The organism is Anaerosolibacter carboniphilus (assembly GCF_014205875.1).
In the GTDB taxonomy this organism is placed as follows: Bacteria; Bacillota; Clostridia; order Peptostreptococcales; family Thermotaleaceae; genus Anaerosolibacter; species Anaerosolibacter carboniphilus.
On record NZ_JACHEN010000008.1, the window covers coordinates 66,128 to 78,983 of the forward strand.

Sequence of the window (12,856 nt, forward strand, 5' to 3'; positions counted from 1 at the left end):
AGATGGGAGGTTGTTGGTGTGAGAGTAAGAATCGCCACAGCAGAAGAAGCAGTAAAAAGCATTACTAGTAACAGTACGGTTGCAACGGCAGGCTTTGTTGGAAATGCCGTTCCTGAAGAATTAGAGATCGCTTTAGAGAAACGCTTTCAAGAATCCGGGGAACCTCAAAATTTGACTTTGGTATATGCTGCAGGTCAAGGGGATGGAAAGGATCGCGGTCTTAACCACCTGGGACATGAAGGATTATTAAAAAGGGTTATCGGAGGCCATTGGGGTCTGGTGCCAAAGGTGCAAAAATTAGCCTTTGAAAATAAAATCGAGGCGTACAATTTGCCACAAGGTGCTATTGCTCAGCTTTTTAGAGATATTGCTGCTGGAAAGCCTGGAACCATTACCCACGTAGGGTTAAAAACCTTTGTTGACCCTAGGGTAGAAGGTGGAAAACTAAATAGTGTAACCAAGGAAGATGTGGTAGAGGTTGTAGAGATTTTAGGGAAAGAATACCTGTTATATAAAGCATTTCCTATAGACTTCGCCCTAATTCGAGGGACCTATGCCGATGAAAATGGGAACGTTACCATGGAGAAAGAGGTAGGAACCTTAGAAGTGCTCTCTATGGCTCAGGCTGTGAAGAACTCAGGAGGAAAGGTAATTGTTCAGGTAGAGAAGGTTGTAAAGGCGGGAGCTTTAGATCCAAGACTGGTAAAGATTCCTGGTATATATGTAGATACCATCGTACCTGTAGCGGATATGAAGAATCATATGCAAACCTTTGCAGAAAGCTATAATCCTGCCTATACTGGAGAGATTCAGATTCCTGTAAATTCCGTAAAACCCTTGGAATTGGATGATAGAAAGATTATTGCCCGTAGAGCTGCCATGGAGCTGATTCCAAATGCTATTGTAAATCTTGGCATTGGTATGCCTGAAGGTGTTGCCGTTGTAGCTAATGAAGAAGGTGTGGGGGATCAGATGATCCTTACGGTAGAGCCTGGGCCTATCGGAGGTATTCCGGCTGGTGGACAAAGCTTTGGTGCAGCCATCAATGCAGAAGCCATCATTGACCAGCCGTACCAGTTCGATTTCTATGATGGGGGCGGCTTAGATGTAGCTTTCTTAGGATTGGCCCAATGTGACAAAGCAGGAAATATTAACGTAAGTAAATTCGGACCGAAGATTGCAGGGGCTGGTGGATTCATCAATATCACCCAGAATGCCAAAAAGGTTATCTTCTGTGGAACCTTTACGGCCGGCGGACTACAGATCGCTACAAGGGATGGAAAGCTCGTCATTGAAAATGAAGGAAAAGTAAAAAAGTTTATTGATCAAGTAGAACAGATTACCTTCAGTGGACAGTATGCTGTAGAAAGTAAGCAGCCTGTATTATATATTACGGAAAGAGCTGTGTTTGAGTTAAAAGATGGAGGGGTTGTGCTAACGGAGATCGCTCCAGGTGTCGATTTAGAAAAAGACATTCTAAACAATATGGATTTTAAACCAATCATTAGTGAAAACTTAAAAGTAATGGATGAGAGAATTTTTAGAGAAGAAAAGATGGAATTACAATTGTAGTATCCTTCCTTGGCCCCTTCGGGGGCCTACCCTAATCTTGATGATATTATCATTATCATAAAATCATTAAAATACAAAAATGAGGAGGTATATTCATGGGAGTTTTAGGAATTATCATTTCATTAGGCTTATTGATGTATTTGGCCTATAGGGGTATCACAGTATTAATATTAGCCCCAATCCTAGCATTGCTTGCCGTATTATTGGGTGGACAGACTGATTTATTACCAATGTATACAGAAGTGTTCATGCAAAATGCAGCAGGATATTTAAAAACTTATTTCCCGCTATTCTTATTGGGAGCGATCTTCGGTAAGTTGATGGATGAATCAGGAGCAGCAAAGTCTATTGCCCACTGGATCGTAGCAAAGATTGGAAAAGATAGAGCAATTTTAGCGATCGTATTATCTTGCGGTATCTTAACTTATGGTGGTGTTTCTCTATTCGTAGTTGCTTTCGCCGTATATCCATTGGCAGCAGCCTTATTCAGAGAAATCGGTTTACCAAAGCGTTTGATTCCAGCTTGTATCGCATTAGGTTCCTTTACATTTACAATGACAGCGTTTCCAGGAACGCCACAAATCCAAAATGCCATTCCGATTCCATTCTTCAAGACGGACGCATATGCAGCGCCTATTCTAGGTATTATTGCAGGTCTTATCATGTTCGGTGCAGGAACCTACTGGATTACGATGAGAGCAAAGAAAATGATCGCCAATGGCGAAGGCTATTTGCCAGCGGGTGTAACAGATGAGACAGCTGCTACGGCAGAAGCAGGCATTGAAAAGGAGTTACCATCTGTAGGAATTTCAATACTACCAATCTTATTGGTGCTTGTGCTTAACTTCTACCTGTCAAAAGTATATTATCCAGGTGCAAAATCAGAAGCATTAATACCTATCCTTGAAAAATTCGGTACTGCTCCAGGAAAAGTTGTTGGTATTTGGAGTATCATCATTGCCCTTGTAGTAGCTATTTTATTTACAGTAATCGTGAACTGGAAGAGAATCAATGTAATGGAAACAGTAAACAAAGGGGCTTACGGGTCTATGTTAGCCATCTTAAATACTGCTTCTGAGGTTGGATATGGTAACGTTATCTCTGGTCTAGCAGCGTTTGCCATCGTAAAAGGTGCTTTATTGGGTATATCTTCAAACCCATTGGTGACAACTGCTGTGTCTGTTAATATTCTTGCTGGTATCACAGGTTCTGCTTCTGGTGGTATGAGTATTGCCCTAGGAGCTATGGGTGAAACATTCTACAACATGGCAATACAAACAGGTATGAACCCAGAGTTGCTTCATAGAATTGCTACATTATCTTGCGGTGGTTTGGACTCTATGCCGCACAACGGTGCCGTTATTACATTGTTAGGTATTTGTGGATTGACCCATAAGCAATCCTATGCAGATATCGGTATGGTTTCCGTAGTGATTCCATTGGCAACAACAGTCATTGCTGTTATCCTTGGCTCAATGGGTATTGTGTAGGATAAGAAAGATATATAAGCATAGGAGCACAATGTCCGTTGAGACATTGTGCTCCTATCGATTTTATTGACAAGCTGTTTATAGCGACTTGTCTGAGGAGGATGCGGCATGGAGAGGATAGAAAGAAAAGAGATTGAAGATTTATTGACGTTGGCACCAACGATTTATGACTTAATGACCACCATTCAAGGAGAAGAAATTGCTATGACGATTTCTGATAAAGAAAAATTCTTATTCTCCAGATGGCCCTCTGATTTCGACTTGGGGATCCGACAGGGGGATGTGGTAAAGGAGACTTCAGGGGCGTATCATGTAATGGCTACAAAAAAAGCATTGAGAAAAGAAATGGATAAGAGTGTGTTTGGAATCCCCTATATTGTCTATTGCCAGCCGGTCTTCGAAAATGAACAGGTGGCAGGAAGCATCAATATGGCCATTAAGACAGTAAAGAAGGAAATGCTTTTAAATTCGGCAACCCATTTAGAGAATGTTACCAACGAGGTTTTTTCTTCCATGCAGACCGTTGCAGCCAGATCCAACATTTTGCAAGAGATTGGGGATGCCATGAGCCGAGAAGCTGCGATGTCTAAAGAGCAGCTTGCCAGTACGTCAGACTTTATCTCTGGTATCAAGAAGATTGCAGATCAGATCAATCTGCTTGGATTAAACGCAGCCATTGAAGCAGCCCGAGTAGGAGAGCAAGGGAAAGGCTTCATGGTGGTGGCAGAAGAAATTAGAAAGTTATCCACTGAGAGTAAAATCTTCGTTGAGAAGATTCAGCAGTTTCTGCAGAGTGTAAAAACAACGTCCATCGTCATAGAAGAAAAGAGCCGTTCCATGGGTAGACATACCAAGGAGCAGAGTGAAATCAGCGAAGACATTGTAAAATCCATAGAAACTTTGACAGAGTTGGTGAGTAAACTAAAGGACATTGCCGTCAAAATTGGATAATAGGGAAACGCCTATTTATTCTATTCCTTTGGAATGAAGCATAGTATTTCCATAAAGAAAAAGTGAAGGAGGGATTACCGTGGCGGATCAGAAGGTAGCAGTCGTCAGTCGGTTCACAGGCAAAAAAACTCTCCAGGAAATCTTAAAGGAGATCATTATGCTGAAATGGAAGAGTAAATAGGGGGAATTGATTTTGAGATGTGCTGTATATGCCAGGGTTTCTACGGAAATGGAAGCTCAGAAAACCAGTATCGCACATCAGATAAATTTTTTTGAAAAATACATACAAGAAAAAGGCTGGCATTTGTATAGAATTTATGAAGATATGGAAAGTGGCAGACGCATTGATAACCGGGAGGGAATGCAACAACTTTTGGCTGACAGCGAAGAAAGAAAGTTCGACATCATCCTTACCAAGAGTATTTCTAGATTTGCAAGGAATACCCTGGAGGGACTAAAAATTATTCGGGATCTCAAGGCCAGAAACATCCGTTTTGTAACCATTGAAGATGGTTTTGACTCTGAGGCTTATGATGAATTCATGTTTACATTACTCTTATCTATTGCTCAGAAAGAGTCAGAAAAAATTAGTGAAAGGATTCGATTTGGCAAGTATTGCCGAGCAAAAAATGGCCATTATAATGGGAGTGTGCCGCCCTATGGCTATAAAAAAGTCGATAGGCATCAAATCGCACCAGCAGAGGATATATCTGTGGATGTGGTACAGCATATCTTTCAATTGTATCTGGAAGGCAATGGGCTGTATAAAATTGCAAAGGAGCTTAATGACAGGGCATATCCTACCCCTAGCCAGTGGATGGGAAAACCAAATGGAAGCAATGTTTGGCATCAAAGTACTATCCGAAAAATTCTTTCCAATCAGGTTTATGTGGGCAATCTCATTCAGAATAAAAGTGCTACAGGAGATCTATTAACAGGAGAAAGAAAAAGAAATAAAGAAGAGGATTTTATCCAGGTCATGGATACCCATGAGGGAATCATATCCTATGAGGTTTTTGAAGAAGTACAGCGAAGACTCGCTAGGAATAAGGGAAAAAAATCAATATCTTCCCACCATTTATTTTCAGGGCTTCTTTTTTGTGGAGGCTGCGGTAAGGCTATGCACTATAAGAAGGCAAAGGATGCCTACCTTTGCGGTACAGTGAACAAAATGGGAAAGAATCAATGTGATGGAGCTTACATTCATGGACAAACACTGCTGGAGGCTGTGATTCGGGACTTGAAAACGTATATGATTGAACATATCGACAGGGAAGCGATTCTTGAAGACCTTGAAAGAGAAATGGATAATGATATGAAAGAGCAAACTCGAGAAAGAAATCATAAGCTCCTGAGGAAACTGGAAACAAAGAGACAAAGAATAGCAGAACTATTTATTGAAGATAAACTGGACGAAGACTTATATCGGAGAAAAATGTGGGAAACAGAAAACCAGATCGCTCTTCTACAGTTAAAAAATGAGAATACAGAAGAGTCGATTTCTATAGACAATGAGGCGTTTAAAAGACATATCATGGAAATCTTGGAGTTAAAAGCTTTGGATCAAATGATACTGCAAAAGTTGATTGAAAAAATATTTGTTTTTGGGAAAGATAAAATAGAAATTCATTATGGGTTTAGGCTATAATAAAAATGTACAAAAAGTGAACAAGGCATCGTAGGGAACGGCAATACTGTGCCGTTCCGTAGGAAGATATATTGGACAGATAAGCATAGGAAAAATATATAAGAATAATTGCTTAAAGAATTGGCAAGGAAATTGCATAGTAGTATAGCAGAATTAAATTATAAGATACATGAGGAGGAATAAAAAAATGAGAGAAGTTGTCATTGCCAGTGCAGTAAGAACACCTATTGGAAGCTTTAATGGATCCTTAGCAGGATTTACACCAGGTGAGTTAGGTGCCATTGCCATAAAGGAAGCGATTAAAAGAGCTGGAATAAAGCCAGAACAAGTAGATGAAGTATATATGGGTTGTATCCTTCAGGCTGGTCATGGCCAAGGGGTGGCAAGACAAGCTGCGATCAAGGCTGGAATTCCGGTGGAAGTACCTGCAACGACAGTAAATATCCTTTGTGGATCAGGTCTTAGAACAGTATCCTTAGCAGCTCAAACCATCATCGCAGGAGACAATGATATTGTCATTGCTGGTGGTACAGAGGTAATGAGTTCAGCGCCTTATCTTGTAAAGAATTCTAGATGGGGTCACAAAATGGGTCACGGCGAGTTTGTAGACTCCATGATCAGCGATGCCCTTACGGATGTATTTAATAATTACCATATGGGTGTAACAGCGGAAAACGTTGCAGAGCAGTGGGGAATCAGCAGAGAAGAGCAGGATGCCTTTGCGGTTGCCAGCCAGAACAAGGCAGAGAAAGCAAAGAAAGAGGGAAGATTTAAGGATGAAATCGTTCCAGTAGAAATCAAAACAAAAAAAGGAACGACTTTATTTGAAGAAGACGAGTATATCAAGGATGGTGCAACTTTAGAATCTCTTCAGAAGCTAAAGGCAGCATTTAAAAAGGATGGTACTGTAACAGCGGGAAATGCTTCTGGAATCAATGACGGTGCAGCTGTGATTGTAGTTATGTCCAAAGAAAAGGCTGATGAACTAGGTATTAAGCCGTTGGCAACCATCGTATCCCATGCGACAACAGGGGTGGATCCAACCATCATGGGTGTAGGACCAATTTCTTCTTCACAAAAAGCTCTTCAAAAAGCTGGCCTAACGGTAGAAGATATTGATTTGGTTGAAGCCAACGAGGCCTTTGCAGCCCAATCGATTGCTGTTGTAAGAGATTTAAAGCTAGATAAGGAAAAGGTAAATGTAAATGGTGGTGCCATTGCCATAGGTCACCCAGTAGGTGCCAGTGGAGCGAGAATTTTGGTAACATTGCTTCATGAAATGGAAAAGAGAGATGTGAAAAGGGGTCTAGCCACATTATGTATCGGCGGGGGTATGGGAACAGCCCTTATTGTGGAAAGAAAATAGTAATTTAAATGGTTAGGAGATAGGAGAAAGGTTGAAGGAGAAATGTCACCTGTCACTTATCTCCTATTTCTTATCTCTTGAATACACAGTGCAGTAAGAGATAACTGGATTGGATACAGGGCAAGCTTTCAATTCCATAAATTGAAACAGAGAGAAGTGAGGAAAATGGATCGGAATGATCATGTCTATGTTCAAAGCTTATTGAACACGCTGGTGGACATTACGGGAGAAGGCATCGTGGCCATCGATAGAGACGAAAATGTTACCTATCTAAATACAGCGGCAGCAAGACTTCTAGGAGTAGAATCAGGGGACTATATCGGAAAGAAAATGAATGAACTGATTGAAGATACCACCCTACACCGGGTAATGAGAACCAGAGAGCTGGAACTGGGTGTTGTATTTAATAAAAATGGAAGGGAATTCATTGCCAATCGAACCCCCATTTTTTATGAAGATCAAGTCATTGGAGCCCTGGCTTTATTTACCGATATGACAGATTATAACCGAATCGATAAGGCATTGATGGGAGAGCGGGAACATTCCAAGGTGTTAGAAACTATTATTGAAACAGCCTATGATTGGGTAGTATTGGTAAATCGAGAAGGCATTGTGACCATGATGAGCCAGTCTTACTTGGCCTTTGTCAATATGACGAAGGAAGAAGCCATTGGAAAACATGTGACCGAGGTAATTCCCAATACGAGAATGCACATCGTGGCGAGGACAGGCAAAGCAGAAATTGGAGATATTCAGGAGATTAAAGGAAATCACATGATTGCCACAAGGCTTCCTGTGGTCATCGATGGGAAGGTCATTGGAGCCGTCGGAAAAGTAAATTTTAAAGATATTAGCGATTTCAATACCATGGCAAAGAAAGTAACGAAGATGGAGCGGGAACTGGAGTACTATCGAGATGAGTTGAAAAAAGAACGAGCAGGAAAGTACTCTTTTGAAAATATTGTAGGAACCAGCAATGGAATCCTAAGGGTGAAAAACATAGGGAAGAGGGCTGCCAAAAGCGATTCTACAGTACTCATTCTTGGCGAAAGCGGTACAGGAAAAGAATTGTTTGCCCATGCTATTCACAATCTTAGCACCAGAGCAAACTATCCCTTTGTTAAAGTGAACTGTGCAGCCATTCCATCAGAACTTTTGGAATCAGAGCTGTTTGGCTATGAAGAGGGCGCTTTCACCGGGGCAAAGAAGGGTGGAAAGCTGGGAAAATTTGAACTGGCCGAAAAAGGAAGTATTTTTCTGGATGAAATTGGTGATATGGATATAAAGATGCAAGCAAAGCTCCTGCGGGTTCTCCAAGAAAAAGAGATTGAACGGGTAGGTGGTAGTAAGACCAAACATATTGATGTACGGATTATCGCTGCTACCAATAAGAAGCTGGAAGAATTGGTGGAAGAGGGTAAATTTCGTGAAGATCTCTATTATAGGTTAAATGTTATGACCATTCAAGTACCACCTTTAAGAGAGCGGATTGCTGATATCAAATCCCTTGCCAAGCATTTGCTCAGCAAACTCTCTCATAACATGGGAATCATTGTGACCAATATTTCTGAGGAAGCCATGCATTATCTGATGAACTATCGGTGGCCCGGCAATGTGCGGGAGTTGGAGAATACACTGGAACGGGCGTTGAATCTCTTGGACAAGGAGACTGTCATAGAAGCCCATCACTTACCAAGAAAAATTACGGAGAATCATAATGTAGTCAGCGGCGATATTGAGGGTTTCAAGACAGCCATTGAACGGTTAGAAAAGGAAATGATCGTGAATTGCCTGAAGATTGTGGACGGTAATAAGAAAGAAGCTGCCAAACGGTTGGGAATCAGCAGAACCAGTCTGTATCAGAAAATGGAGAAGTTTGGATTATAGTTTTTTGCGGCTAAATGCTAACGTTTAATAAGAGGATGAGCATACTCTGCAATTGAATCTAAGCAAAGTACTGAAGTGATTCTTAAATGAGTGTAAATAAAATGAACACAGCGTCAGCCTAAGCAAACACTAAATTGGTCTCTAAAAGACCCGCCAAGAGGGTGCTAGGAAAAAACGTGTTCATATTCTGGACAATTGTTCTAAAAATGTGGAAATTGTTTTCCCTTTAAAGAGTTAAGAATGGAAAATCTGTTTTTGGCACGACTATTGCATAATAAATGGATAGAAATAATTAATGATTAAAGGAGGAACAATCATGAGATTAAAGGATAAGGTAGCAATTGTGACAGGTGGAGGAAGAGGTATTGGAGAGACAACTTGTTTACGATTTGCTGAAGAAGGTGCAAAGGTAGTCGTTGCAGATTTAAATGAAACAGATGTACAAAATGTTGCTGCAAAGATTAAGGCTGCAGGTGGTGAGGCAGTAGGTATCGCTGTGAACGTAACAGATCGTGATCAGGTAGATAAAATGATTGGAGATGCAGTTGACCAATATGGCAGACTGGATATTCTTGTAAACAATGCAGGAATTACAGCAGATGCAAAGCTTGAGAAAATGACAGAAGAGCAGTGGGATCGCGTGATTGATGTAAATCTAAAAGGTGTATTCAACTGTAGTCAGGCAGCAGCAAAAGTAATGACAGGCCAAGGTGCAGGTGTAATCTTGAATGCATCTTCCGTCGTAGGTGTTTATGGGAACTTTGGACAAACAAACTATGCAGCAACAAAATGGGGCGTCATTGGGATGGCAAAATCATGGGCAAAAGAATTAGGGCCAAAGGGCATTCGTGTCAATGCTGTGGCGCCAGGATTTATCATGACACCAATGACAGAAAAAATGCCTGAAAAAGTGTTAGATATGATGAAGGACAAATCTCCACTAAAGAGCTTAGGCTATCCAGAGGATATTGCCAATGCTTATGTATTCTTAGCATCTGACGAAGCAAGATTTATCACAGGTACAGTATTGAGTGTAGATGGTGGAGTAGTATTATAAGAAGTAATGCAGTGTGCTAGGGGCAACCCTAGCACTTTTTTTATTCGCAATGATCTACTGACTGACGCCCGATAGGCGCCCCTGCCAATATTGATCTAGCGTTAAAATAAAAATTATGTTAAATCCATGGACTTTATGGAAAGAATGATATAATAGTAGATAGGTTTGATTTTGCAATCAGCCCAATAAATCGCTAGATAGGAATGTTTTCCATGAATAAATTAACCATGAAAAATATAGAAAGATCCATCAACACAGCAATAAACAGCGGACATTTTGAAAATCTCCAGCGGATTTATCGCACCATCCCCCAGGGGCGTTGTCAAGGGTGTACAAAGTGCTGCATGGAATCGGTACAAACCCATTACATTGAGTTTCTAAATGTATTTCAGTATCTACAAAGCAACCGTGCGCTCTATGAGGTTTTATTTCCAAAACTGATTCGAGCTTACTTCCTGGAATTGGTGGAAAAGAGTCCATGTCCATTTCTAAATGAAGAGGGGATGTGCATGATCTATCATTATCGTCCCCTTGTTTGCAGACTATTTGGTCATTGGACAGAGGAAGAATATGAAGCAAGCTACCGCACCATCTATAATGAAAATCTTCAAAATGCTCGTTTGTTCAGAAACAAATATGGTTTAGAAGTACCCAAACAGGTGGTTGAATACAAAATTCAATATTGCCAGGATTTTGAGGTGAACAAAAGGATTCAGAGAAGTCAAAGACAAAGCATGGTGGACAATATCTTCACCATGGAATCTGCCTATTTTATGAGAGGCCTGATCACCGAGGATGATTTGGGCACAGGACTTATTTCTTGGTTTATTTACATGATTTTTGATCGTGAGGAAGCCAGTGCCCTCCGGATTCAGATCATGAGGGAATATTTAGAAGATGGAATTAGTGAAACCTTGGAGGAGGTTGTGAGGAAGACAAGAGTGGTGATTTAATTAGTACTTTGGTTAAAAGTTAGATATTAGAGGCTAGAAGAAGAAAAGAGAAAAAGAAGACGGACGATAGAGGAGATAAAATTCCTCTATTTTTTTATTTTAGGTAAGATTTTTGTGAATCAAAAAGTTATTTATGTTTTTGAGTTTCGCTTCTAACGTCTAACCTTTAACCCTTCCTACACTCTCCACTCCATACTAATCCATTGCTTAGACCCAGTATTCATTTGTGAAAAAATAGCATACACCAGTGTAGACCGGTTTATTCCTATTGAGGAGATATTAGAAAATACAATCACTGGATTAAAGGGCGTAGGAGGGCTGCAGACTAGGGGCAAATATAGACAGGGACTTCCTAAATCACCCTATCAATAAGTAGTTCAAACGGCCAAAGGGGGGGAAGAATTTGGATGATCAAAAAGAGAAGATATATTTAAAAGTATATGACCATCAAACAAAGCAACTCGCTTTAAAGCCGATGGTAGAATTAATGAAAGAAATGATTGCTGCCCAGATGCCCATATCCTTTGAAATGGAGGCCTTAAAAGCGCAAGCTGTCCTTGTGAGAACGCTCCTGGTAAGGCAGGCTAAATCCTTAGGAGGAAGTGGATGCAATAAATACGATGACGCTGATTTTTGTACAGAAGGTCATTGTGGAGATTGGATTTCAAAGGAAAGCTTGATGGCATTATGGGGTAGTGATTTTTATATAAATTGGAGCAAACTGGAGCGGGCAGTAGAAGAAACAGCAGATCAGATTATTACAATGAACAACAAGCCGATTGAGCCTAGATACCATATCACCTGCGGCGGTGCTACGGAGAACTCAGAAAACGTAAAGGGTAATAAAATTTTATACTTGCGAAAGGTGCTGTGTAATTATTGCAGCAACTCACCCTATTGGAAGCAAACCATCGAAATGAGCCTAGAAGAGCTTGAGGAAAAATTGAACATTCGAATGGGCGAAACTTCATCCATAGAAGGACCTTGGATTCAGGGCATGATAGAAAATGTAGAGCGAGATGAAGAAGGACGCATCATGGAAATGAAAATAGGCGGAACAATCTTCAAGGGGACCGAGCTTGTGGAATTATTAGGCCTTGATTCTACCAGATTTGGATGGAAGCCAATCGCTTTTAAGTTCGAGATGGGTGGAAGAGGGGACGGCTTAGGTCTTTGCCAATATGGAGCCAACGCTATGGCCTTGGAAGATAAAGATTATAAAGAAATCTTAAATTATTATTTTACAGGTGTTCACATCAAGGAATTTGAAAAAAGAAGTATAAATATGCCTTTAAGTGGAAAAATAATTGTGTTGGATCCTGGACATGGTGGAGACAACTCAGAGGACAACACAGGACCGACAGGCGTGCGAGAAAAGGATGTAAATCTATCCATTAGTCTTAGGTTGGCGCGAATCCTTAGAAAAGCAGGAGCAGAAGTTTATGAAACTCGAACGGAAGATGTCTATGTGTCTTTGGGAAAAAGGGCAGCTTTAGCCAATCAAATACGGCCTAATTTCTTTCTAAGTATACATCAAAATGCATTTGCCAATCCAAGTATATCAGGTAGCGAAGTCTATCATTACCGAGGAGATCGCGATGGGGAAACATTGGGGAACCTTATCCTAAAAGAATTATCTCAGAACTTGGGTACTGCAGAAAGAGGTGTGAAAATCGCTGATTTTTATTTGTTAAGGGAAGTAAGAACAACAGCACTTCAGATAGAAGTTGCTTTTATTACAAATCCTGAAGATGAACAAAAGTTACAGAATGAAGAAATCCAGGAAAATGCCGCTGAAGCCATAGCGAAAGCCCTTATCAAGTATTACAGCTATGAATAGAAATAGAAGAACAAAGCGTTCTTCTATTCTTACTATATGGGGTGTCATGATGTAGTTGAAATAAGATAGGAAAATGATACCAATAAGAAGAA

At 40.5% G+C, this 12,856-nt stretch carries 9 protein-coding genes and 1 pseudogene; all 10 read left to right on the plus strand.

All coding sequences use genetic code 11. The features are described 5' to 3' along the window. Nucleotides 1-18 precede the first annotated feature (18 nt). Nucleotides 19-1,572, plus strand: coding sequence for an acyl CoA:acetate/3-ketoacid CoA transferase (locus HNQ80_RS07965; protein ID WP_184309944.1), 1,554 nt, complete (start codon nucleotides 19-21; stop codon nucleotides 1,570-1,572). A 95-nt stretch (nucleotides 1,573-1,667) separates the two neighbouring features. Then, nucleotides 1,668-3,062 (plus strand): GntP family permease, encoded by a 1,395-nt coding sequence (locus tag HNQ80_RS07970; protein ID WP_207726917.1) that lies wholly within the window; start codon nucleotides 1,668-1,670, stop codon nucleotides 3,060-3,062. Nucleotides 3,063-3,689: 627 nt separating this feature from the next. Next, nucleotides 3,690-4,013: pseudogene (locus HNQ80_RS25860) on the plus strand (methyl-accepting chemotaxis protein); the annotation flags it as partial. Between the two features lie 193 nt (nucleotides 4,014-4,206). After that, the gene (locus tag HNQ80_RS07980; protein ID WP_184309946.1) at nucleotides 4,207-5,661 is read left to right on the plus strand and encodes a recombinase family protein; all 1,455 of its coding nucleotides are present in this window, start codon (nucleotides 4,207-4,209) and stop codon (nucleotides 5,659-5,661) included. 187 nt (nucleotides 5,662-5,848) lie between these two features. Next, nucleotides 5,849-7,027, plus strand: a complete 1,179-nt coding sequence (locus HNQ80_RS07985) for an acetyl-CoA C-acetyltransferase (RefSeq protein ID WP_184309948.1) — start codon at nucleotides 5,849-5,851, stop codon at nucleotides 7,025-7,027. A 165-nt stretch (nucleotides 7,028-7,192) separates the two neighbouring features. After that, nucleotides 7,193-8,914: a sigma 54-interacting transcriptional regulator gene (locus HNQ80_RS07990; protein ID WP_184309949.1), complete on the plus strand. Its 1,722-nt coding sequence runs from the start codon at nucleotides 7,193-7,195 to the stop codon at nucleotides 8,912-8,914. 316 nt (nucleotides 8,915-9,230) lie between these two features. Beyond that, nucleotides 9,231-9,971: a 3-oxoacyl-ACP reductase FabG gene (gene fabG / locus HNQ80_RS07995; RefSeq protein WP_184309951.1), complete on the plus strand. Its 741-nt coding sequence runs from the start codon at nucleotides 9,231-9,233 to the stop codon at nucleotides 9,969-9,971. A 212-nt stretch (nucleotides 9,972-10,183) separates the two neighbouring features. Then, on the plus strand, nucleotides 10,184-10,924 hold the full coding sequence (locus HNQ80_RS08000; RefSeq protein ID WP_184309953.1) for a YkgJ family cysteine cluster protein: 741 nt from the start codon (nucleotides 10,184-10,186) through the stop codon (nucleotides 10,922-10,924). Nucleotides 10,925-11,122: 198 nt separating this feature from the next. Further along, on the plus strand, nucleotides 11,123-11,296 hold the full coding sequence (locus HNQ80_RS26570; RefSeq protein WP_334297383.1) for a sporulation peptidase YabG: 174 nt from the start codon (nucleotides 11,123-11,125) through the stop codon (nucleotides 11,294-11,296). A gap of 31 nt (nucleotides 11,297-11,327) precedes the next feature. Continuing rightward, complete coding sequence (gene spoIID / locus HNQ80_RS08010; RefSeq protein WP_184309955.1) at nucleotides 11,328-12,764, plus strand: stage II sporulation protein D; 1,437 nt, start codon at nucleotides 11,328-11,330, stop codon at nucleotides 12,762-12,764. The last annotated feature ends 92 nt before the right edge of the window (nucleotides 12,765-12,856 follow it).

Excerpts from the sequence above, each read along its gene's own strand:
- HNQ80_RS07970 (WP_207726917.1), top strand. The coding sequence starts at position 1,668 with ATGGGAGTTTTAGGAATTATCATTTCATTAGGCTTATTGATGTATTTG.
- HNQ80_RS07985 (WP_184309948.1), top strand. The coding sequence starts at position 5,849 with ATGAGAGAAGTTGTCATTGCCAGTGCAGTAAGAACACCTATTGGAAGC.
- HNQ80_RS07990 (WP_184309949.1), top strand. The coding sequence starts at position 7,193 with ATGGATCGGAATGATCATGTCTATGTTCAAAGCTTATTGAACACGCTG.
- fabG (WP_184309951.1), top strand. The coding sequence starts at position 9,231 with ATGAGATTAAAGGATAAGGTAGCAATTGTGACAGGTGGAGGAAGAGGT.
- HNQ80_RS08000 (WP_184309953.1), top strand. The coding sequence starts at position 10,184 with ATGAATAAATTAACCATGAAAAATATAGAAAGATCCATCAACACAGCA.